This window comes from Alteromonas sp. CH_MED4-4 (assembly GCF_037029575.1).
Classification (GTDB): domain Bacteria; phylum Pseudomonadota; class Gammaproteobacteria; order Enterobacterales; family Alteromonadaceae; genus Alteromonas; species Alteromonas macleodii.
Genome location: NZ_JAYMEU010000030.1, coordinates 1 through 22,989 on the forward strand (window position 1 = coordinate 1; position 22,989 = coordinate 22,989).

Sequence of the window (22,989 nt, forward strand, 5' to 3'; positions counted from 1 at the left end):
ACCCACCTCCACAGTCTCCTATTGGCGGCATGTACAGAGGATTATGTCTTTTTAGAGGGGAAAATCCCTAGAACCCCAATGTGGTTTTTCTGCTTTCGTCTCGCGTCGAGATAGTAAAGTCTTCTCCATCCCAGTTAGACAAGGGGTTGTCTGTGTCTCGATTTTCGAATTTATCGGGGCGTCTATCAAATTCGATGAGAGCGACTAACAAAGTAAAGATGTTTACAAGATGTGTTTGCTCTCTATTTGACGCTATCGACCGTATACAGGCTTTGTACTTTGCTACAAGTTGATCAATATCTCTCAATCCCAGTGAATATGCTCTTGCCAACATTTTGAAATTAACAATCTCGATTGGGTCTCTATCAAAATGCGAGTTGTCGGGATACAGCTGCACGTTTTCATGGTGGTCAAACTCGTAATGGCCTAAAAATTTATCAACGTCTGGAGGGGAAAGCACAGATTTCCTATCGAAAAAGCGCCTTAGGTAGGCTTCTGATTCAAATTTTTCGCCATAGACAGCATTAATCGAGTTTTGTAACTGTTCTGTATCAGTAGCCACCACGAAAACAAAGTCTTTAGTACTGAAGAAATGCTTGATCACTTCGAGCATTTCAATGGCGTAATTGGGTCTACATCGGTCGAGTTCGTCTACTAGTACCATTACAGGCAGTTGTCGCTTGTGAACCTCATTTAATGCAACAGCTAGCTGCTCCAGGTGTTTACGAACCTCTTTTACAGCCTCGACCTGTTCTGAGTAGCCTTTCTTCATGCTATCGAGGTATTCTTTTGGGGACGACTCCATAAAAGTTTTAACAAACTCTCTTCCGGCAGCGGCGTCACCAATGAATTTTTCACCAATGTAGCTTCCTGCAACGATTGCACTTCCTTTTAACAACTTTCCAAGGTGCTTTTTTAGTTTATCTAAGTCGTTACCATGAAGTGGTAATAGCGCTTTCAACTGAGTCAGTAACTCACTTGCCACTACTAAGAGGGGATTATCGGTAAAGTCGCTTTCCCAAGCATCTATATAGATAACAGGATGATTAGCGTTGTGAAAATGAGTGTAGAGGCGCTTTAAAAACTCTGTCTTACCCGTTCCCCACTTTCCGTTGAGGTTAAGCACAAATCCGTCTTTTTCTTCGGCAAGAAATGACGCTAAGAATTCGCCATAGGCTTTCCTACCGACCGCGCAATTGTCAAATGTGTATTCGCTAAGCCATTCACTGTATTTTGGTTTTATTTCGTCCATGATAATCCATCACTAACTGTCTATAGCAACTATATTACCCTTAGTTAGTAGCGTGGTAAAACAAGTCACCGTAAGCCCAAATTAAAGTCCCCATTGCAATAAGGAAGGCTCCCAAGTATTGGCCAAGGCCGATGGGCTTCTTATATTTCGCTATGAATTTGGTAGTACCAACTTCCGCAATCCCTTGGAAGAGATTGCCGACACCGAAAGCTGCAAGGAGCGCTTCGGCCATACTGGCTGTTAATGCGGTAATGGCGCCACTACGCCCAAACCAGCCTGCGCTGTCCTCGCCAAAATACCCCCAACCAAAGTAGCCAGCAAACGCAGCAAGAGCGGCGAGCACCAAGTAAATGTATGCGCGGAACAGTCGCCAGCCATTATTATATGCTACGTTTCTTTTCCACCAACTCTTTATCTTAACTGTGAATGATTGCATTCGAGAAGGAGTAGACATAAATCCTCCGTGATTACTTTTATCTTTAGCTACTATTCCTCCACCTGCTCAAAAAATCAACGAATAACTGACTAGGTTTAGGTAGCAAAAAAGTTCCACAACAGACAAACAAACCCGACTTATTGAGAATCAACACGTTCTATTCAACACAAAGTGCGTTATAAAGGGGCGCGTAACCAGGCGCCCTACTACCAACGAAAAAGTGAATAACTCATCAAACAGCAGCAAATCCAACGAATAAACCATCCACAGCCTTGTTGATAACTGGAAAAGGGTAACCACTACGGCAACATACCCTAGAACCGCCTTAACCAATAAACCCTTTTCTCACCAACCCAGCATAAGAACCCTAACCGGACTCATTGACTAAAGCACAAACGAGGACGACTCACCCACAACAAAGAATTCACCTCACACACCACTATACATCCACCAACCTGCCCCATAGTAAACGTGCGTTACTTGTCCACTACCTGTGACCCACTTTCGTTTACCTCCCCTACTCACTCACCAATTTCTCACGTTCTCCCTGCCCAACTGCGCGGAGCGCGCCGCCGCCGCAGCGAAGCTGCGGGAAGTTTAGCAAGACGGTATAGGGGTATGTTGCCGTAGTGATTAGCATGTGGTTGTGTTTTTTCTGCAAAATCACGCGTACTATGGTTATTCCGTACTACACTGGTACCTACCACACCTATTCACATTAAGGACGATTATGAATGTACGCAAATATCTGGTTTTAGGCTCGTTAGCTTTAGCCGGATGCCAGTCTCCCGTTGATGATATGCTTAACAACAATTTTGTGCAGGTAAAGGCTGAGACGGCACCCTCACACGTCATTGGGTTCTAGACGGGTAACATGGGCCCTTACCTCGCGAGCCTCAGTTTCGATAAGTCGGGTAACGGGTACTTTTGCTATTCCTACGGAACAGCAGACGTTATTCAAAAGGTCAAATACGCTGAAGACACTATCTTTATCCAAGATGGAACCAGGTTAACGCTCGACGCCGTTTCTTCTGATGGCCTAAAAGTCTCATCAAATTACTTTGGCAGTACCGTAAACATCGTGAGGCTAAGTTAATGAGGCTAGAAGATATACAGGCACAAGTCGGTTATAAAAAGCATACAGGACACTTCAGCGGCAAACCTGCTGTTGTTGCCGATAACGTACTTGATAGGCAATTTACAGTAGCTACACCGAACAGATACTGGGTCACTGACATTACCTACATCCGCACTCATGAAGGCTGGCTCTACCTTGCCGTCGTTTTAGACTTATACTCTCGCGCTGTTGTTGGTTGGTCGATGAGTTCTCGCATCGAATCTGAGCTTGTTACTCAAGCGCTACTAGCAGCAGTATGGCGAAGAAAGCCCAAAAAGCAGGTGCTCATACACTCAGATCAAAGTAGTCTATTTACAGGCTATGAATAGAGTGACTTCTTAACAGAGCATAATCTCAAGGCCAGCATGAGCCGTCGAGGAAACTGTCATGATAATGCCGCTGCAGAGAGCTTCTTCCAACTACTTAAGCGAGAGCGAATCAAGAGAACAATTTATAAAACACGTGAACATGCAAGAGCCGACATATTCGATTATATCGAAATGTTTTATAACTCTAGACGCAAGCATGGTGAAGCGAATAATATGCCTCCACTGGCTTATGAAAAGCTAGAAGAATTCAAAAGAAAGTCTGTCTAGTAAAGTCTGGTCGATTCAGCCTTAGGAAATTCGTACGACAAAATCGATTCCATTGTCTTTTCGATAGAAAACTCTGTTGTTTCAAGGCTGAGCGAATTGGATTCAATTTTTGAGTAATCTAAAATATCGTTCAAAATGCGTAGCAGTGTTTTGGCCGAATAAACGGCAGTGGAAACAAGCTTCTTGGTTTTTTCCGAGAGTGGCTCTTTCTCTAATAATTGAAGCATACCAAGGACGCCGTTCATTGGCGTTCTAATTTCGTGGCTCATGTTAGACAAAAAAAGACTTTTGGCTTCATTAGCGTTTTCTGCTTGCGCTTTTGCCTTACGGAGTTCTTTTTCTGCTTCTTCCTGCTCAGTGACATCTTGAACAACAGACCAAATTAGAGGGACGCCTTCCTCGTCTATGATTTTCACACCAGAAAGTAATACGGGATAGCAATGTCCATCTTTATGGATATATTCTTTTCTGTAAGGACCATAGCGGCCAGTAGAATTTAAAAGTGAAAGCTGTTTTGTTTCCTCATCCTCGTATTTCGATGGTGTCAACTCCCAATAGCTGAGCTTACTCATTTCATCGAGTTCGTACCCTGAAAACTCAGTAAACTCTTTGTTGACTGACACAAATGCGCCATCAGCAAATCGATTAATTGCAATCCCTACCGGAGCCTGTTCTACAAACGCTCTGAATCTTTCTTGTTGGAGTTGTATTGCGGATTCATATTTTTCGATTTCTGTATGTGCTTTTACCACTGCCTCTTTTGACTTAATGATATCTGATATGTCACGCACTGCAGCCAATACGAGCATTGATTCAGGCATCTTGAAAGCGCTGAGAGACACTAGACACTCAAATTTAACTCCGCCAAAGTTTTCGTGTTCCCAACGAAATGTTTGGGGTCCTTCGCTGACTGTTTTAGATAGATAGATTTTTGCGAGTTCAGCAGAGCGAGAGCCACATGGTTGATATTCCGGAGACAAATCGGCGGGGCTAAGCGCTAAAAAGTCTTGCTCGCTTTGAACGTTGTGCATTGCGAGTGCGGAGGTATTGCATTCGATGAACTTTCCAGTGGCTAAATCGATGATTGAAAGTGCGTCAGCCGAGGTGTCAAAAAGCGTTTTATACTTATCTCGTTCACGTTTGAGGTCGGATAACTCACGCTTTAATGCAGCATTCTCTAATTTAGTTGCTTCCTCACTATAACTATCCATTGAACGCATAATCCTTTAAAACATCTATAATGGTTTTATGTAGTGTAATCACAGATAAAGTAAAAGCAATTAATCAACTTACTATTTTTTAAAGCCGAGCTAAATTATCGACAATAAGTTTCCAGCGGTGCATCTTTCCACGTGCCGTTGAGGTAATGGGCTAAAAAATTTATACACGCGAGGCGGTTCAAAATATAATGAAATAAGAACCGTACGAGGGGAGTCCATCCCATTTCCCTAAATCATGGCGTACGCACTGGCATAATCTCAACACCTTGTTTAATTACCCTGAAGACATCCGCAGGGCAGTTTACACCACCAACGCCATTGAATCTCTGAACAGCGTAAGCAAGGGGAGCATGTTCGCAAAGGTTTTCCAGTTCAGCAATCTGCTGGCGCGCTTTCTCCAAAAGATGCTGGAGCCAAGCCCGGGAACCGTGCGCCTCAATAGGCGGAAAAATAAAGCATGGCAACACCGGCCAGCGCCAAGCCGCCGTGAGTCATGATCACCCATCGGGGTTTGGCCTGACGGAACACCACGCCAAAAAACAGCGCCCCACCCAGAAACGCCGCGCCCAGCAGGGCCATCGCCCAGTATCCGGTCTGCGGGATCGCGGTGTCGGGCCCAGCAGTATACAAGGTATAGCCCAGCATTATGAGACCGGCGAATCCCAGCACGCCATGCGCCAAGCCGAACCAAGAGGGATAACGCGCCCTCATTGCCAACAGAAGCCCGAACAGCAACCCGCCCGCAGCCGTCGCCGCCAGCACCCAAAATGCCCACTGTATAAGTTCCATCGATTCATCCTCAATTTGTTAAGTTTCTAGACATCATGTCTAGAATGAATGAGTATAGGCAAAAACAAAATTATCTTGCGCAATGGACGACCTGACAGCTGATGAGGTGTTAAAAGCCGACTGGTTGGTCATACTATTCTCAAGGGCTCGAGAGTATGCAGCATCAAACCTACCTGATTTTGAAACTTGGTAGCTAATGCCTATGGTTGCATGCCTCTTCAGAACTGCTGGAATCAGGGCCAACAACCCCTCATCATTGAATGGCTGAGTAGCCTGACTGTATCCTGCCCGCAACGTTACATTTTGGGTCGCGGCATACGAAGCCCCAATCGCCACTATCGTTTGATCCTTCGTATTCTGAGGAAGCCTTAGATCAACATCTCCGGCGTCACTGGTAAACCCCACCTTAATATCCTTCAGGGCATCTTTCCAGAAAACCCGAGACACATCTAAAGCGAGCAGTAATTTGTCACTGAATTGATGACTCACTCCTACATCCAATTTGGCAGGAGTATTAAAATTCAAAACTCGTATTTGTCCTTCAATAGGTATGTTTCCGGCGATACCGTCAACCGCAGTGACTGTTCCGTTCCCTTTCAAATCATTCATTTTACTCTCGAACATGTAGGAAATGCCCAAATTTGTTTTGGGCGCCATCTTGTACAACATACCTAATCTACCCGAGTATCCCCAACCATCAACACCACTTGAGATTTCTTTGTTTTCGCTAACGCTTATGTGTACTCCCCGTGGATCAGGTAATGTCCCGAGCAATCCCAGTAGCGACCCGGACGCCCGCCCATCCCCACCGAGACTAGCCAACTGTTTATTCCCAAACAAATAATCAAGATTTAAACCCGTCCACTTTGCATCCAGGGTAGCACCGACGGAGAGATCGTCATTAACCTTAAAACTCGCAGAAAACGGTATGTCGAGAATAAACAGACGACTTGCATTCTCGAGCCCCGTATCAGCACCGGCAGCATAGCCCGTCTCACCAATATCTCCGCGCGACAAAAAGCTAGACCTACCATATTCAACGCCCACTCCGGCTTGAGCAAACATGCCCACCCCAAAAGTCCAATCTGAAACTTTACTGGTAAAAGCAAACTGAGGAGCTACATATGGCCCTCGATTATTTGAGCGCGTACTCGATGACACCTTTTCTCCTGTGCCAAGATTCGTCGCGCTAATATCCGTAGTAATCAGGTCGAACCCTAGCAACACTTCACCTGTCGTATCAGACAAACTCATCGTCGCCGGATTAACCATCATTGACGCAGGCCCAACATAATGAGATACGGCCGTTCCTCCCATACCCCTCGAAATCGATCCAAAACCTTCTAGGAACAACCCGTAAGTCGCTACCGTATAGAATGAGATCATATACAAGAACAGACCAATAATGCATTTATTTAATTTTTTAAATTGCATTCTCTCTCACCTTCTTTTTTGTTTTATTAATGGCCCAGCATTTCAGATAATCAATCCTCTTATGCTTCCTTTTGGCATAAATAGCAAAATTTATATTTATAAGCTTTTCAGCTTATGAGGAGGTTGTACGCCGTCCGCAAGAACAGCGCACCGAAACCTAAAGGTTCTCTTATACCTTATTAAGCGATACGAATTACCGGCTTAAGTGTTATCCCTTTTTCCGAATCTTCAGCGGCTCGATCAATTTCATCGAATGAGTAAAATTTAATTAATTTATCAAAGGGAAACTTTCCTTGGCGATACAAATCAATCAATCGTGGAATAAAGATATCCGAAACAGCTTGACCCTCAATAATTCCTCGGAGCTTACGGTTAAATAGTAAAAAATTAACATCAACAGGGACTGTAGTCCCCATTGGTGGCGCACCAACAATACCAATCTCACCGCCTATGGAGGAGCTCAAGATCGCTTGCGAAAGCACAGAAGGCAAACCGCTGGTTTCCAGAACATACGGAGCCCCATCAGCGCACAATTTCTTGATCTCCTCAACTGGATCAGTATTGGTTGCATCAATCACATGGGTCGCTCCAACCTCACGAGCTAATTTCAGTCGATTTTCCTTGACATCGACAGCAATGATTTTCGTACATCCGGCCACGGCGGAAGCCATCACTGCTGAAAGACCTACGGCCCCAGCACCGAAGATCACGATAGCCGAGCCCGCAGGAGGTTTCAGTGCATTGAGAACAGACCCTGCGCCAGTTTGAATGCCGCAGCCAAGCGGCCCAAGGAGTTCAAGCGGGACGTCTTTAGTGACCTTCACTGTGTTGCGTTCGTAAGACAAAGCATAAGTCGCAAAGGAAGACTGCCCGAAAAAACTCGCCCCAACTTCCTGGCCATCGTGTTCATGAATGGTGCACTCACCGGCAACTGAGCGCCCCATAAAATTGGGAACGAAAGAGTTGGCACAACTTGTGGGATCACCGGAAAGGCATGCTTCACAACCACCACAAGTATAAAAAGTCAAAACAACATGATCGCCCGGCTGTACTTTTTTGACAGAAGATCCAACCTTCTCAACCACGCCAGCTCCCTCATGCCCAAACACCATCGGAAGCGGAACCGGGTAATGCTGATCACGACAAATCAGATCGGTATGACACATTCCAGTCGCAACTACTCGAACAAGAATTTGATCTTCAGCGGGCTCATTAAGGACTACATTTTCGAGTCCAAATGGACCATTTTTTTGACGAACAACTGCTGCTTTTATTTTCATTTTTGTCTCCGTTTTTGAATCGTCACACAGTTTAATAAACACTAATCATTTCTCGCTAGGCTCAACAAATTTTTTCGGGTGAGCTTAACCAAAAAAGAAATTCTATCCCTTCACTCCCAGCATTACGGCGTGGTCGCAGAGGTTCGATTATAAAAACGATCTGCATATATAGATCCGTGCGCCACACCAAGTCGAAGAAGTTCGGTTTCAGCAGCATCAACCATCGGTGGTGGCCCGCAGAGGTATGCTTCACACGACCGCCCCTGCAGGTATTCTTGAAAACATTCAGTCACCAAGCCTCGCTTTCCTTTCCAGGAGGACGTTGCCGGTTCTTCGGACAACACTGGAATAAGCTCGAAGTTTCCACCCCAATCCCGTTGAAGCGCTTGCATTTCTTCAAGGCAATATAAATCACGCTGCTGCCGCACCCCAAAAAATAAGAAAACATCACGCTCGCGTTGGGTTCCGGTCATGCTCTCCAAAATGCATTTAATGGGTGCGAGCCCCGTTCCTCCAGCCACGCAGACCATCACGTCATCGCTCTCATTAAACCCAAACTGTCCATACGGGCCTCGCAACGTAACGGTGGTCCCAGTTCTATCACCACCAAATAGCCAACCACTGAAAACCCCTCCTGGGACTAGGCGGACATGAAAGTTCAGGCTGCCGTCCGCTTGGCCTATAGTCGAAAACGAATAGCTTCTTACAGCCGACAGTTCTGTAAATTCAATATCAGCATACTGACCAGGATTAAAAGTTATTAGTTTTTCTGGCATTAGAGTCAATCCGATTACATCGTGTGCCAGAGGTTTCTGTTCACTGATCACGGCTGTGGTCTCTTTAGGAACAATGGCCCTTCCGAGTTTGGCATCCAGTTCAATTTCAAGGTCTTCTTTAGGTATACACTGACAACCCAACCGATATCCAGACTGATATAAACCACCACTTAGCCCCATAGCAGATGATGCCAGTTCGCTTATCTTTCCCGAGATTAGTTTATATTTACACGCACCACAGGTTCCGACTTTACACTCATGTGGAAACGCCAGCCCTTGATGCAGCGCACTTTCCAGAATCGTCTGACCTCGTGGAACTTTAAATTCCACTCCTTGCCCTCTCACAGAAACAGTTAGTTCCCGAGGAGGAGCAAATAGGCCAAAGATTTTCTTAAACATATTCAAACGTCCATCATTAAAATTTATTGGTCTTTACTTGTGTAAATTCCAGAACGACACCTTTGCTCCAGGCGTTTATGGCAGCAGGAAAATGACACGTCAGTCGGCACACAAATTCTCCTGATAAAAAAGGCCGTAGAGCCAATTTTCTCTATATGCTTCCGGCCAACATCAAAAATTCAACACGTTGACTGCTATTAGGTTCTAATGGCCCTTCCTCACTATCAGGGCCCAGAAATCCCAATGTTTTCAGTTGAGATTGCCAAACGTGAAATGCCACCAGTTTAATGTAGTCATCAATCTGCCTGCGGTATCCACTGTGACCATCCGGCATTTTTATTAGCCTCAACGGCCAACTTTCGCTCACCGGGGGTGGCATAGTGCAGATCCCAATCCTTCAATTTCGGCTTTGCAACGAGACTCTCCCAAAGAGGCGGAACAAGTCCAAGCAGAAAGCACAGGAAGAGTGAGGGCATCTGAGGAGCCTCCTTTTCCGGGCGCAAATCGTAGAACGGTATATAGCCGTCAATGTGATGGTTAATATGGTTCGTGATCTCGCATCCCAGCGGGCGGACGATCATCCCCATGTGGTTCCAGGCGTGGTGCAAGAGGATAGGCTGACCGATTTCGCGTATTAACCCATAGTGTTGAAAATAATTGAACCCCTCAACAAGCGCTTTCGCAATCAGCATTGAAATAATTGTAACTAGCCCCGCATCCGCCCCTCCAAAATAAGTTACCACGGCAGGCAGAGCGATCAGAAGCATGACATACTGATACGTTTTGTTAGACAAATGCCACGGCGACTTTCCTTTTCGACGTAAGGTCTCAGCTTCAATTTTTACTGCATCTTTGACGGAACCAACAGTTGCACTGACCACGAAACTGTACATTGTCTGGCCGCGGATTGGGGTATCGCTATCGAGAGGCGTGTCGAGTTCTAGATGGTGCGTATTGACATGAGCAATATCTCGGTTTGGGTCACCATAAAATGTTGCCAGTAATTGCGCCATTCTCCTCGGAAACCAGTGCCGGCGGTGCATCAATTCGTGCGAAACTGGAAGCGTAGGTACTCCACTAAGCCAAGCCAAAGAAAGAATGCTTCCCCAAAACAGCATGGGTTCACCAAGGTCTATCAGGCCTTCCCTCACGCCGAAAATAAAAAACCCATACATAGCAATCATTAATGGTAATTGCAGGTATTGAGTAAGGTCTGCAAAAAAAGAATTTACCTTTCTCTCTGAAAAATCCTTGGGCAAAGCGATATCTAGCACCATCAGCACGGGAAAGGTTGCAGCCCCGAGCCAAACCCAATTTCCGCCATAATAAAACCCCAATGCCCCGCAAACAGTCACTAGTGGAATCAGGTAGTAACGAATGGCATCCATATTATTTTCCTCATCTTATTACTTATTTTGATTACAGATATCTCAAAGATATTAATCATCAAGGGTATCATTGAAACTAATCTATCTAATTAGATCAGAATGGGTAAGTAGCTGGCTTCCCAACCATGCTGATCCATTGAGACTGAGTAAATGCATCAATGCTTGCAAGCCCGCCAAACCTTCCACTGCTACCTGAGGCTCCCATGCCTCCAAAAGGAACATGTGGCTCACAGTTGATCGGCTGGTCATTGATATGAACCATCCCTGTCTTTAAATTCCTCGCAATCTCCAGACCCGCCGCTAAGTCCTTAGTGTGAATAGACGCAGCCAAGCCATATTCCGAACTGTTTGCCAATCCGATGGCTTCCTCTACGCTGTCAACGATAGTGATTGGCGCCACCGGGCCGAAAGTTTCCAACTCGAAAATATCCATTTTCGGCGTTACGTCCATGAGCACGGTAGCTTGGTAGTAGCGATCCTGATAGGTACCTCCCGCCAAGATCTTTGCGCCGGCCTTTTGCGCAGATTCTACGAGCGCATGGACGTGGGCCACTTGTTTATCGTTGACAAGAGGACCGAGGTGTACTTGATCCGTTTTCGGATCTCCAACCACCAAATTCCGAGCACGCAGCGCAAGCTTCTCTGCGTATTCTTGCGCAATATCACGATGAACCAAGTGACGCCCGGCGGCCATACACACCTGGCCCTGGTGCAGGAACGTACCCCATGCTGCACAACTGGCGGCCCCATCAAGATCTGCATCAGGCAAAATGATGTGGACATTATTTCCACCGAGCTCAAGCGCAACCTTTTTCAACATTCTTCCGCACTTCTCTCCAATTAGCCGGCCCACCTCGGTTGATCCAGTAAAGGAAATCATGTCGATGCCCGGATTCGTCACCATTGATTCGCCTGCTTCTGCCCCTCCAGGAAGGACATGAATAACGCCATCTGGTATACCAGCCTCGGAGAAAATCTCAGCAATGAGCGCGCCTCCAGTGACCGCAGTCTGAGGGTCGGGTTTTAGAATTACTGCATTCCCCAACACCAACGCTGGCGCTACCGAACGCATCGCCAGAAACAGTGGGAAGTTCCACGGAGCAATCACGCCGACCACGCCAACAGGAACTCGATGACAAAGATTCAGGCGCCCTGCAACAGTCGATGGCAATGACGTACCGTCAGGCAAGAACGCTAGGCTCGCAGCCTGATGCATTTGCTGATAGGTAATCCCGGCCTCCCACAAGCCTTTCTGCCGAATCGCGCCACATTCCCGCACGTTCCAATCGGCGAACTCATTTTCGCGCTCTTTCAGTTTTTCCGCAGCCTTTCGGACAATCTCGGCTCTTTCACTGAAGGGTATTGCAGCCCACTCCTTTTGAGCTCGCCTGGCTGACTGTGCAGCAGCTGCGACATCTTCACCATTTGCAATGCCCACAACACCAAGCAGATCACCATTAGATGGATCGGTAACGTCAGAGGCACCACCCCGCGCTTCTACCCACCCAGAGCTGAACACTTTTCCAGACCAAATAGGCACCTCTTTTTTTCTTTCTTGCTGCATCAGTCTTCTCCTCGACATAAAATAATTATTATTTATTGCGCCCGCACCGAATATATTTCGAACCCGGAGTAATAGAACGCACCACTGCCTAGCCTTATAACCAGATAGGCGCCTTGGACTAACTTGTAACTAACCACTGGAATTGCGCTCCCAGCTTCCATGCGCCGGACAGACTTTCCGTATACGCCTCTACTCCAACAACTCAGGGCCATCGGCCATGCCCCAACGGTCACAACAAAGGTGTTTTTCGTCGTAGCCTTCGATAACGCTGCCTGCTTTTGCTATTGGATTGCCTTGCGTGGGTTCTTTATTTGTCTTGATTGTGGTGCAAGTTCCCAGGGGATGACTATCCGGACAGTGCATCGTTTGTCCGGATACTGCAACGTCCATATTTTCGAAAGCATAGGACTATCTACGGCATCCAGGCAAGAGCCTGAACTGCTCCCTGAGGCCCGGATAAGAATTCAATGAAATGAGCGATGTATGGCGGAAAGTGACCAAGTCAGGTTGTCATTCAGTAAAATTTCCTAGCCCGAAAAATTCATAAAAAAGGCGAACCTTGCTTAACCCATTGATATAATGGGAGTTACGCCAATAACGCTTCGGAAGAAGCTAAACAAGGTTCGCCCATGTCCAATTCTATCCCAACTCAACTGCGCTTTCCTCCCTTTGCCGGCTTTACCATACGCGCTGATTTTGAGGGCGGAGCGTTGTCATCCGACTTTGGCCCCCTGCTGCTGCGCGGGGTGGACCAGCAGATCGGCCTGGTTCATCGACTGGCCCAGGCCATCGACGACCGCCGTCACGCCTCTTACATCGACCACTCGCTTGATGATCTGCTGACCCAGCGGATCTTCCAGATCGCTTGCGGCTATGCCGATGCCAATGACGCCAACGCGCTGCGCCGTGACCCGATGTTCAAGCTCGGCGCCGAGCGCAAACCGCTTGAGGCAGAGCAGGACCTGGCCAGCGCACCCACGTTCTCGCGTCTGGAAAATGCCGTTAACACCCGCGACCTTTACCGCCTGGCCGAGGCCTTTGTAGAGCAGTTTGTCGCCAGCTACGGCAAGCCCCCAGAGATGATCGTGCTAGACATGGATCACTCCGAAGACCGGACTCATGGCCAGCAGGAGTTGGCGTTTTACAATCACCATTACCAGAGCCACTGCTACTTGCCGCTGTTTCTGTTCGAAGGCCTGTCGGGCAAGTTCATTACCGCTGCACTGCGCCCCGGCAAGCGCCCGAAGGGGGCAGAAAACGCGATGATCCTTAAGCGGGTGCTCAAGCGGCTGCGCCAGCACTGGCACGAGACCCGCATCCTGCTGCGTGGTGACGCTCATTTTGCCAACGTGGAATTGATGCAGCTGGCGCTTGACGATCCGTACACGGATTTTCTGTTCGGCCTGACCGGCAACAGCCGCCTGAAGAAACTGTTCTGGTTGAATATCCCGGACACCTCAAGAAGAGATAAACTCTTCAATAACAGAGGTGCTAACCATGAGTCAGAAACGCAGTTACAAGCAGTATCCGCCAGAATTTAAGGAAGAAGCCGTTGCGCTCGTAACCGAGCAAGGTTACACAGTACCAGAGGCTGCGAAGTCTCTGGGTATTGCCACCAACCTGCTCTACCGGTGGAAGGAAAAACAGGAGCAATCAGCCAGTGAGTCGAAGCCTACAGAAACAGAGCTTGAAGAGCTGAAGCGGCTTCGTCAGGAAGTCAAAACCCTGCGCATGGAGAAAGAAATTTTCAGGCGTTTGTTTTCTTCCCTGAGACGGCGGATCTCCTCTTGCTCAGGTGTAAGCCTGCCATTTCCGCGGAAAGCGTGAGCTCCTTCAGAATCCTGCTCTTTAACCCAACGACCAAGCATATTGGCACTGATCCCTAGGCTTCGTGCTGCCTCAGCAATTTTGTAGTTTTGGTCAGTGACCAAACTCACGGCGTCTAATTTGAATTCTTTTGAATAGCTTTTTCGCGTTTTCATATACACTCCAGTTGTGAGAATTATCTCTTAACTGGGTGTGTGAATCTATTGGAGCACGTCACAAAGACCTTAATGAATATAAGAGGCCTAATAGCGGTAAACATACTATTGGACAGTGGTGGTTCAAGATATATACGCACATTCTTCAACATATAAATGCGAACCCTGTGAAAGAGGGTATGCGCGATAGTACGGCATTTATATTATTTGTGGCGCTAAGACACATTCAGGATGAGGAAGCTGCATATCAGCGCGTGAGACAACTCAATGAACGTCATATTGGCCTAACGGATGAAGAGCTCAATAAGTACCTGAAGACGGCGAAAACAACGCTGTACAAATACAAAAAGGACTCGATAGCAGACTATCTGGAACGCCAACTGGGTATGGATGTTTCATTTCTATACCAGGACAAAGCCAAACTCAATCCTGAAGAAGTTAAGGCCGCTAGACAAGCTGCGGCTGAGTCAACGGCCAAGAAGAAAGCTGAATCAACTCTAAGTCGAATCCTACGCGCTGCTAGGGAGCTTCTAACTCAAAATGTCACCCCTACTCAAGTATCTGTAGCTGCGATTTGTGGCCGGAGCGAGAGAACGGTTCGACGTTATTGGACAGAGGTTATTGGTCATCCGGCAATTAGGTCCGCTTCTATATATTCCCCCCACAGATATGTCCGGTAGGCGCGTAGAAACGTTTAAATAATTAATACGTTTATTATTTCTTTAGGCCTGTGGTATTAGTGAATTAAACCGTGAGTGTGGGTAACCAACAATAAGTTTGTTCGCGTTAAGCGCGAAGTCACCACCTATGAGTCCCGTGTCGAAGATGACCTTCAGGCGCTAACGCTGGAATGCGCCTCTTCGACATTGCGTCTACCCGTCAATGTCAGCCCCCACTGGCTGGCCAGCCTGATGAAGGCGCTGAACGAATGAGGATGTTCGTCGAGCCTTCTGACATTTATCTTTATCTGGATAATGTCGACTTCCGTAAATCTATTAACGTTCTGATTGTGGTGGTTGAGCAACAGATGGAACTCAATCCGTTCCGAGATGCACTGTTTGTCTTCTGTAATAAAAAGCGGGATAAACTGAAGGTGTTGTACTGGGATAAAACCGGCTTTGCCCTGTGGTATAAGCGTCTTGGTGCGACAAGAAGTCGCTTTGTTTACTGTTGAACTTTGATTCAACCCTTCGTATTGCCGAAGGTTTCCTATTTCGACATGCGTTACTAGCAATGGTGAGGTGTGAAGCTCGAAAGACAATGTAGCCTTAAGTTCAACAGTGATGTTGAACAAACTGCAAGCATCATGCGGTTGAGCCCTAGGAATTAATGGTATGTGTAATTAACTGAACAGTTTTAACTGTCGTCATTATAAACAAGCTAAAGATGCTGACAAGCTTGAACCAAAAGGTGTGGTGGACAAGTTAACATGCTCTAGTCTCATGTTACGCAATTTAATGTGCCCCCGGCGGATTGACTGACACTAACCCATTATGTGAATAAAGTGGAACTTGGTAAGCCCGTATGCTCCCTCGTTGAGGTAGTTTCTTCGTAAGAATGAATGACGGGCATGCGGGTAAAGGACGATGGAGAAAGCGAATGCCTTGCTGTAATGGCAAGGATAGATGTATTGAACGTGACATCATGCGAAAGCATAGCCCACTTCCATCGAGTGGTTAATCACAAGAAATTTGTAATAAGATTTTAGCTTAGGAATGCAAATGAATTGCTCTTATGAACAATGTGCACCTATAAACGAAGCGCAATGCTGGTCTAACATCGATTGGAAGGCTGCAAAGCGCTACGTAGGATCATTGCAAGCGCGTATTGTGAAAGCAGTAAAGCAAGGGAGAAAAGGGAAAGTTAAAAGTCTGCAATGGTTATTGACTCATTCCTTTTATGCGAAAGCCCTTGCGGTTAAACAAGTAACGGAGAACAAAGGGCGTAAAACGTCTGGTATTGATGGCGAAACATGGCAAAGTGCTACTAAAAAATGGCGAGCAATCTCATCGCTCAAACGCTCTGGATACAAGGCAAGTCCATTAAGGCGAGTCTTTATTCCAAAGTCGAATGGGCAGAGAAGACCTCTCGGTATCCCCACAATGCTGGATCGTGGGATGCAAGCACTGTATTTGCTAGCCGTTGAGCCAGAAGTGGAGACAAACAGTGACGGCAATTCTTTTGGTTTTCGAAAACAAAGATCTTGCGCTGATGCGATCGAACAATGCTTCAAAGTATTGTGTCGCAAAGGTGCGGGAGAATGGGTGCTTGATGCAGATATTAAAGGATGCTTCGATAATATCAGCCATGAATGGATGCTAAAGCACTTAAACATTGACAAACCAATCCTTTCACAGTGGTTGAATGCCGGCTTCATGGAGTCTGGCAAGGTATATCCAACACTTGCAGGAACACCGCAAGGAGGGATAATCTCGCCGACGTTAATGAATATGGTATTGAATCAACTGCAAGGAACAATTGAAGAAGCTTCAGGTGTTAAAAGAGGTAAGCACCGTGAAATTCGTTCTAATGTTAAGAGAGTCTCTGTAATCAGATATGCTGATGATTTTGTTGTAACGGCTCATTCTCAAGCGTTTTTGGTAGATACAATATTGCCTTGTATTAATGAATTTATGTCCCAACGTGGTTTGGCATTATCGCCAGAAAAAACGCACGTTAGGCATATATCAGAGGGTTTTGATTTTCTTGGTCAAAATCTCAGAAAGTATAATGGCAAATTACTGGTCAAACCCAGTAGCAAAAGCGTTCTACATTTGATGAATAAGTTGAGACTTACGATCACCAAATATCGCTCTACTCGACAAGACAGGCTAATCTTTCAGCTTAATCCAATATTAAGAGGTTGGTGTAATTATCACCGACACAGTGTCGCAAAGGAAGTATTTTGCAAGATTGACTCTGATATATGGTTGCTACTCTGGAAATGGGCATGTCGTAGACATCCTAGAAAAGGAAAACACTGGATTAGGGCTAGATACTTCCACTCTGTTGGTGCGCGTAATTGGACATTCTGCACCGGTGATAAACAAATAGCCTTATTTCGGTTAGCAGCAATACCGATTGTGCGACATCCAAAAATCAATTCCGATGCAAACCCTTACGATCCGACACATGAAACTTACTTTGAATCTCGGCTTGATGTGTTAATAAATTCTCGCAACAAAGAACGCCTGCATAGATTATTATCACGTCAAAATGGTGAGTGTTTGTATTGCAAAAGGAAAATAACGGCTAAAACTGGTTGGAATATTCACCGCCTAGTGCCTTTATATTTAGGTGGTGATAATAAGACGAGTAATACCGTGGTTGTACACCCTTCTTGCCATAACAGCATTCATAAAAGTAAAAATACTGCTGCGCCATCCTACATGGCGTTATAACGACTTGAGCGGTATGCGGGGAAACTCGCACGTACCGTTCTTAGAGGGCTGGGCTCGAGTAATCGGGTCTGGCTACTCGACAAAAGCACCGCTTTAAATGGCCAAGTGATGCTGAATTACAGCACATGCACCTGAGTGAACAACAGTTGCAGTGGTTATTTTCAGGCTTTGAATTAAACGATATCCGGCTTATAACCGGTGACCATAAGCAGCGATTATCGATCACAAAACAATCTGAATAATGTCATGTAATCAGTGCTTTAATGCGCGATAATATCTGTATGACTACCGATGATTATCAACACCGCATCGCTGAATTAGAGGCGCTTCTTGAAGAAAGAGACGCTAGAATTGCTTATTTGGAAGAGCAGTTCCGCATTGCCCAGAATAAACAGATCGGTAAAAGCACCGAAGGCCACCCTGGTCAGGGCGAACTGTTTAATGAGGTGGAGGAACTGGCTGCTGAGAATGTGTCGGCAGAGCAGGAAACTATCAGCTACACACGCAGTAAACCTAAGCGCAACCCGTTGCCTGAAGACTTGCCGCGTGAAGTTATCATCCATGATATTCCCGATGAAGATAAAGTCTGCGATTGCTGCGCAGGTACATTGCACTGCATCGGCAAAGATAAATCTGAGAAGCTTCAGTTTATCCCTGCTCAGGTGAAGGTGATTGAGCATGTACGTCCGAAGTATGCGTGTCGCTCCTGCGAAAAAGAGGGTATCAGCAACACGCTAAAGCAAGCGCAAGTGCCACACTGTGTTATTCCCAAAGGCTATGCAACAAGCCTGTTAAGTCAGATAATCACCAGCAAATACCAGTATGGTCTGCCGCTCTACCGGCAGGAAGCCATGTTCAAACAACACGGTATCGAAATAAGCCGCAAGACCATGGCGGACTGGATAATCCGTTGTGCTGAGCTATTTAAACCGCTCTACGACTGGCTTCATCAACACCTGATACAACAACCGGTTATCCAGGCGGATGAAACCACGCTGAAGGTTGTCGATTCCGGTAAATCGACGAGCTACATGTGGCTGTATGCTACTGGTGTAGATTCACCGCAAGCGACCATTACCGGTTCAGCGATACATAATATCGTGCTGTACGATTATCACAATAGTCGTGCCGGACAATGTGCCGTGGACTTCCTTGGCGGTTATCACGGTTACCTGCAAGTGGATGGCTATCAGGGCTATGAACAAACACAAGCCACCTTAGTGGGCTTCCGAGTAGATGAGGACATTACTGCCCTCACCCCTCACAGACCCGGACGAGCGCAATTAACGCATCCGGTTCTTCATAACAGTTTATTCGCTGCGTAGCTCATTAAACATAACGATGATAGATCCTTGGAATCGCCAATGGGAAGCGTTTAAGCAATAGCGTGAATCGTACCCAAGGAATGTAACTTTTCCTAGAACGGCGACCTAGCCACTTATGCCACAGACGCTCCACTTTATGGTGGAGACGTTTAAGTGATTTTATGTTTCCAGTGATCCCAAAGTAGACAAAGTGTCCCACTAGCCTTCGATTTAACCATTCCCACTGCAAATCCAGCGGTTTATGGCGCATCTTTTGGCACAGCACATTAAATGCCTTTAGTGTTCGAGCGAGCCTATTCTTCGCTGTCTTTTGACAAACAACAAAGTGACCACGTCGAGACCGCCCCCAGTAATGGGTAAAGCCTAGAAAATCAAAATTAACGCACTTACCGCGTTGGATATTCGTTTTTCGATACCGAAATCGAAAATCTACGCGGCGAGTTTTGTCAGGGTGCAGTGTCAGCCCATAACGCGTAAAGCGTTTGGTTAAGACTTGTTGAACACGATAACAATCCTCGTAATGTTCGAACACCATAACAAAATCGTCCGCAAACCGAGTCAAACTTGAACGCCCACGCATGCGAGGTTTAACCGTATTGGCAAACCATTCATCCAATACATAGTGCAAGTATATATTTGCTAGCAAAGGAGAAATAACACCGCCTTGTGGCGTCCCGATTACAGACTTCTTTAGTTTACTCCCATCCATCACACCGGCTTTTAACCATTTGTCTATCATTTTACGAATAACGCCATCCGTCACTCGTTGGTCTAAAAAGTTTCTCAACTGAGTATGTTCAATGGTATCGAAATACTGCTGTATATCCACGTCTAGTACCCACTTCCCCCCGTCATCCATGATGTGATTACGAAGACTTTGTAGCGCTTGGTGCGCAGAGTAGCCCGGTCGAAAACCAAATGAACAGTCATAGAACGTCTGTTCGTATATTGGCTCCAGTAGCATTACAACAGCACGTTGAACAAGCTTGTCTTCAAATGTGGGGATCCCAAGTGGACGCAGCTTGCCATCGCCCTTGGGAATAAACACGCGACGAATAGCAGGCGCTCGATAGCGTCCAGACTTGACTCGTTCAAGCAATGATTGCAGATTTGCATCCAAGTGCTGTTCATAGTCACGTGCTGTTTCACCATCTATGCCAACTGCGCCATCTTTACGTGTGAGCCGATACGCTTCATATAGCCACTCAATATCCAGCTGATGATTGAGTGATGTGAATACTAGTTTCGGTTTCTCTTTAGCCAATTTGGCTATCTGTTGTTGTTTCGTTGACACAATCATCGGTTTCTGAGCACCTTTATGTTTCCCATCAACAGTTAAAAAGTTATGGTGCGCCCTTTCCTCGTTAGGGTCCTCCTGAGCAGAGTTCCCCCAAGTCAACAGTACTATGGCGCACTAAGACTTCCAGCATCTACTACCTAATCACTTATGGATTCGCTTTTAAGCTCCTGAGCGTGCTTCATGTTCGCTCTGTCTGATTAGAAGCCGTTACCAGACAGCCCGGCTTTGTTAATAGCTAAAGCCAAACGCTTATTAATACTCAGGTCAATACTGGATCTCACAGGTTCCTGAGAATTCCATCCTGTACCTTTGCCCCGGCCATAGATCCCGGTCGGACAATACATCTCTTACCATTACGATATGTACTGTACTGACCCCATTCCCAACAAAATGAAGCCTCCAACGTGAACATGATATCGAGACTCAATCCCGCGGCTTTAGCACCTGCTGTCTACGCTTCACGAATAACGTTACCGTTGTCCATGCAAGACTCGCTTCCGGCCAGTGGTTAGCTTTTACCGGGAGGGAGTTGAACCCTCTGGAATTCAACGAATAATTTTGGTTACAGCATAGTTACCTCCTTTATTCTCAGGCTTAGCCTGTCGCAAGCTGGGCCCATGCCAGACGCAAGTTTATGGAGGCGAAAAAAGGCGCGGGCAGTAAGGGCAGTGGCAAAGCAGACTGGGCACTGAACCACATCCAGAAACTCTACCGTGTAGAAACACAGTTAAAAGAAGAAACCGCGGCAAACCGCTATGCGCAACGTCAGGAAAAGAGCCTGCCGCTGCTTAATCAGCTTGAAACCTGGCTGACAAAATCAGCTCAACAGGTGTTACCGAAAACCAAACTGGGTGAGGCAATACAATACTGCCTCAATCAATGGCATAAGTTGGTTCGTTACACACTCGATGGATACCTTACCATCGACAATAACCGTACAGAACGCGTAATCAAACCGTTCGTCATCGGCAGAAAGAACTGGCTGTTCAGCCAGACTGCAACCGGTGCCAATGCCAGCGCCAACCTCTACAGCATTATTGAAACGGCGAAAGCTAACGACCTCAATGTGTTCGAGTATGTCATGGACAGCTTGGAGCAGCTCAGCAAACCTGAAGCCGATATCGAGCAGCTACTACTATGGCAGTTTGCTAAGCGCTAGGTGGGATTACCGGACGCTTACGTTGAATCTCTCGATAAAGGAATTCTGAGTAGGTTTACCGGGTTTAATAAATTCCAGATCAATACCATGTTCTTCTGCCCAACTTGCCAGAGTGACAGAGATGAATTCCGGCCCGTTGTCCATGCTAAGTTTATTGGGATAACCCCGCAAAGGTAACGATACGCTCCAACACTCTGACTACGCGCTGCGATGGCAGATTCAGGTCAATTTCGATGGCCAGTGCTTCACGGTTGAAATCGTCTACCAGATTGAACGTTCTGAAGCGTCTGCCGCATTGCAGGCTGTCGCACATAAAATCCATTGACCAGCAATGATTAGCCTGAACCGGAACGGCCAGTGGTTCGGGGTTTCTGGCTGGCAGACGGCTCTTTCCACGGCGTCGCTTATTCAGCTTGAGCTTGCAGTAAATCCGGTGAACACGCTTATGATTCCAGCCATGGCCCCAACAACACAGGATTTTGTACAGCTTGCTGAATCCGTAGGCCGGATAGCGCTCAGCGGTTTCAATTAGTTTGGCGATGACCTTATCATCCCGCGTTTGATCAGGCTGGTAACGATAAACTGAATCACTGATGCCAACAGCGCGACATGCAAGACGTAAACTGGCACCATGCTGCTCTCGCGCATAATTAACAAGCTCACGCCTTATCGCTGGCTTTACAGCTTTTTTTCGACGATATCTTTGAGGATCCGGTGTTCTAGACTTAAGTCAGCGAACATCGCTTTAAGCATGCGGTTTTCGTCTTCAAGATCCTTCAGTCTTTTGATATCAGACGCTTCCATACCACCATTCTTGGCTCAGTTTACGCCGAAGAACTCTAAAAAGGTATGCCGCTATTTTAGGGGAGGTTTACAGTTGGATTTTGCGGTTTCAATGATGCTATAAAGCACCGCACTGGCATTTGCGCCCGTGGCGGTTTGGCTAAACAGCCAATTTTTTCTGCCGATGACGAACGGTTTAATCGCGCGCTCAGCGCGACTATTGTGATAGTCGTAAAGCACGATATTAGGTATCACTGAATCGGGTATATTACCGTTAAGCGAGTCAGCGCCACTCGCGTACAGCCACATATAGCTGTTGGCTTTTTCAGATTCAACTATTGGGCTCGATTTTGCTCTATCCCATAGTTTTAAGTTAAACATTCATCAATCCACATTGTCCACTTCCCCTAAACTGAGACAGACTTAATTGGAGTTTTCTGCAATGATTAATGTAGGAGACGACTATGAAAAAATCACGCTATACAGAATGTCAAATCATAGGGGTGTTAAAAGAAGTTGATGCAGGTATGGTCGGCTGTTTGTCGAGACCAAGGCACTGCGCAATGTGACGGCGCAAATCGCCCGGCAAATCGACCGACGAGGAAAAGAACCCCTGTTTCTGATACGCCTTCAGGTGAAGCAGTAAAAAGAAGCGCTCCAGGATCTGTCTGGTGCGCCGACGAGCCCAGCGCTGTTCACCGGACGTGGGCGTGTAAACCGCATCAAGCTCCTGTTGCGGGATATCCGTCCGAAACCGTGGATAGGCTGTTCCCTGAATAGCACTCATA

General features: G+C 46.5%; 15 protein-coding genes and 9 pseudogenes. 10 read left to right on the forward strand and 14 right to left on the reverse strand.

Translation table 11 applies throughout. The annotated features are described in order from the left end of the window. Window positions 1-67 precede the first annotated feature (67 nt). A complete protein-coding gene (locus tag WA381_RS17045) occupies window positions 68-1,252 on the reverse strand; it encodes a KAP family P-loop NTPase fold protein (RefSeq protein ID WP_156087436.1) in 1,185 nt (394 codons plus the stop codon). 40 nt (window positions 1,253-1,292) lie between these two features. Then, window positions 1,293-1,706, reverse strand: a complete 414-nt coding sequence (locus WA381_RS17050; RefSeq protein WP_156087435.1) for a hypothetical protein — start codon at window positions 1,704-1,706, stop codon at window positions 1,293-1,295. Window positions 1,707-2,562: 856 nt separating this feature from the next. Here WA381_RS17050 and WA381_RS17055 point away from each other — a divergent pair. Together WA381_RS17055 and WA381_RS17060 are read left to right on the forward strand one after the other, a co-directional pair. Then, window positions 2,563-2,784, forward strand: a complete 222-nt coding sequence (locus WA381_RS17055; RefSeq protein ID WP_156087434.1) for a J517_1871 family lipoprotein — start codon at window positions 2,563-2,565, stop codon at window positions 2,782-2,784. Beyond that, window positions 2,763-3,401 (forward strand): annotated as a pseudogene (locus WA381_RS17060) (IS3 family transposase); the annotation flags it as partial. The gene WA381_RS17055 and the pseudogene WA381_RS17060, both read left to right, overlap by 22 nt. Here WA381_RS17060 and WA381_RS17065 read toward each other — a convergent pair. Continuing rightward, window positions 3,398-4,612, reverse strand: coding sequence for a PAS domain S-box protein (locus WA381_RS17065; RefSeq protein ID WP_197044465.1), 1,215 nt, complete (start codon window positions 4,610-4,612; stop codon window positions 3,398-3,400). The pseudogene WA381_RS17060 and the gene WA381_RS17065 overlap by 4 nt on opposite strands. A gap of 239 nt (window positions 4,613-4,851) precedes the next feature. Between WA381_RS17065 and WA381_RS17070 the strand changes: the two are divergent. Then, a pseudogene (locus WA381_RS17070) lies at window positions 4,852-4,959 on the forward strand (transposase); the annotation flags it as partial. 97 nt (window positions 4,960-5,056) lie between these two features. On the opposite strand, the gene WA381_RS17075 reads toward WA381_RS17070, so the two are convergent. The 6 genes from WA381_RS17075 to WA381_RS17100 form a co-directional block, all read right to left on the reverse strand. Then, window positions 5,057-5,410, reverse strand: coding sequence for a hypothetical protein (locus tag WA381_RS17075; protein WP_156087430.1), 354 nt, complete (start codon window positions 5,408-5,410; stop codon window positions 5,057-5,059). Between the two features lie 39 nt (window positions 5,411-5,449). Continuing rightward, window positions 5,450-6,844, reverse strand: a complete 1,395-nt coding sequence (locus WA381_RS17080; RefSeq protein ID WP_156087429.1) for an OmpP1/FadL family transporter — start codon at window positions 6,842-6,844, stop codon at window positions 5,450-5,452. Between the two features lie 179 nt (window positions 6,845-7,023). Continuing rightward, on the reverse strand, window positions 7,024-8,124 hold the full coding sequence (locus WA381_RS17085) for an NAD(P)-dependent alcohol dehydrogenase (protein ID WP_156087428.1): 1,101 nt from the start codon (window positions 8,122-8,124) through the stop codon (window positions 7,024-7,026). A 122-nt stretch (window positions 8,125-8,246) separates the two neighbouring features. After that, window positions 8,247-9,299 (reverse strand): 2Fe-2S iron-sulfur cluster-binding protein, encoded by a 1,053-nt coding sequence (locus WA381_RS17090; protein WP_156087427.1) that lies wholly within the window; start codon window positions 9,297-9,299, stop codon window positions 8,247-8,249. Between the two features lie 296 nt (window positions 9,300-9,595). Beyond that, window positions 9,596-10,687 carry an alkane 1-monooxygenase gene (locus WA381_RS17095; protein WP_156087426.1) on the reverse strand — a complete coding sequence of 364 codons (1,092 nt, stop codon included), beginning with the start codon at window positions 10,685-10,687 and terminating at the stop codon, window positions 9,596-9,598. Window positions 10,688-10,781: 94 nt separating this feature from the next. Beyond that, window positions 10,782-12,251: a benzaldehyde dehydrogenase gene (locus WA381_RS17100; RefSeq protein ID WP_156087425.1), complete on the reverse strand. Its 1,470-nt coding sequence runs from the start codon at window positions 12,249-12,251 to the stop codon at window positions 10,782-10,784. 629 nt (window positions 12,252-12,880) lie between these two features. On the opposite strand from WA381_RS17100, the pseudogene WA381_RS17105 reads away from it, so the two are divergent. Both WA381_RS17105 and WA381_RS17110 read left to right on the forward strand, forming a co-directional pair. Then, a pseudogene (locus tag WA381_RS17105) lies at window positions 12,881-13,720 on the forward strand (IS1380 family transposase); the annotation flags it as partial. A gap of 28 nt (window positions 13,721-13,748) precedes the next feature. Next, window positions 13,749-14,078, forward strand: coding sequence for a transposase (locus WA381_RS17110; protein WP_156087424.1), 330 nt, complete (start codon window positions 13,749-13,751; stop codon window positions 14,076-14,078). Here the strand turns inward: WA381_RS17110 and WA381_RS17115 are convergent. Continuing rightward, a pseudogene (locus tag WA381_RS17115) lies at window positions 13,994-14,233 on the reverse strand (transposase); the annotation flags it as partial. The gene WA381_RS17110 and the pseudogene WA381_RS17115 overlap by 85 nt on opposite strands. A 179-nt stretch (window positions 14,234-14,412) precedes the next feature. Here WA381_RS17115 and WA381_RS17120 point away from each other — a divergent pair. From WA381_RS17120 to tnpC (WA381_RS17135), 4 genes and pseudogenes are all read left to right on the forward strand, one after another. Further along, window positions 14,413-14,913: a hypothetical protein gene (locus tag WA381_RS17120; RefSeq protein WP_336132193.1), complete on the forward strand. Its 501-nt coding sequence runs from the start codon at window positions 14,413-14,415 to the stop codon at window positions 14,911-14,913. 170 nt (window positions 14,914-15,083) lie between these two features. Beyond that, a complete protein-coding gene (gene tnpB, locus WA381_RS17125; RefSeq protein WP_156087422.1) occupies window positions 15,084-15,407 on the forward strand; it encodes an IS66 family insertion sequence element accessory protein TnpB in 324 nt (107 codons plus the stop codon). Window positions 15,408-15,954: 547 nt separating this feature from the next. Further along, complete coding sequence (gene ltrA / locus WA381_RS17130) at window positions 15,955-17,634, forward strand: group II intron reverse transcriptase/maturase (protein WP_156087421.1); 1,680 nt, start codon at window positions 15,955-15,957, stop codon at window positions 17,632-17,634. A gap of 281 nt (window positions 17,635-17,915) precedes the next feature. Beyond that, window positions 17,916-18,860 (forward strand): annotated as a pseudogene (gene tnpC / locus WA381_RS17135) (IS66 family transposase); the annotation flags it as partial. A 103-nt stretch (window positions 18,861-18,963) separates the two neighbouring features. On the opposite strand, the gene ltrA (WA381_RS17140) reads toward tnpC (WA381_RS17135), so the two are convergent. After that, entirely contained in the window at window positions 18,964-20,259 is a 1,296-nt protein-coding gene (gene ltrA / locus WA381_RS17140; protein ID WP_156087420.1) for a group II intron reverse transcriptase/maturase, read from the reverse strand. 601 nt (window positions 20,260-20,860) lie between these two features. Between ltrA (WA381_RS17140) and tnpC (WA381_RS17145) the strand changes: the two are divergent. Next, a pseudogene (gene tnpC / locus WA381_RS17145) lies at window positions 20,861-21,418 on the forward strand (IS66 family transposase); the annotation flags it as partial. 9 nt (window positions 21,419-21,427) lie between these two features. On the opposite strand, the pseudogene WA381_RS17150 reads toward tnpC (WA381_RS17145), so the two are convergent. The 3 pseudogenes from WA381_RS17150 to WA381_RS17160 all read right to left on the reverse strand — a co-directional run. Further along, window positions 21,428-22,237: pseudogene (locus tag WA381_RS17150) on the reverse strand (IS3 family transposase); the annotation flags it as partial. 57 nt (window positions 22,238-22,294) lie between these two features. Then, a pseudogene (locus WA381_RS17155) lies at window positions 22,295-22,423 on the reverse strand (IS66 family transposase); the annotation flags it as partial. Window positions 22,424-22,748: 325 nt separating this feature from the next. Next, window positions 22,749-22,988 (reverse strand): annotated as a pseudogene (locus tag WA381_RS17160) (DUF4158 domain-containing protein); the annotation flags it as partial. Window position 22,989: the final 1 nt, after the last annotated feature.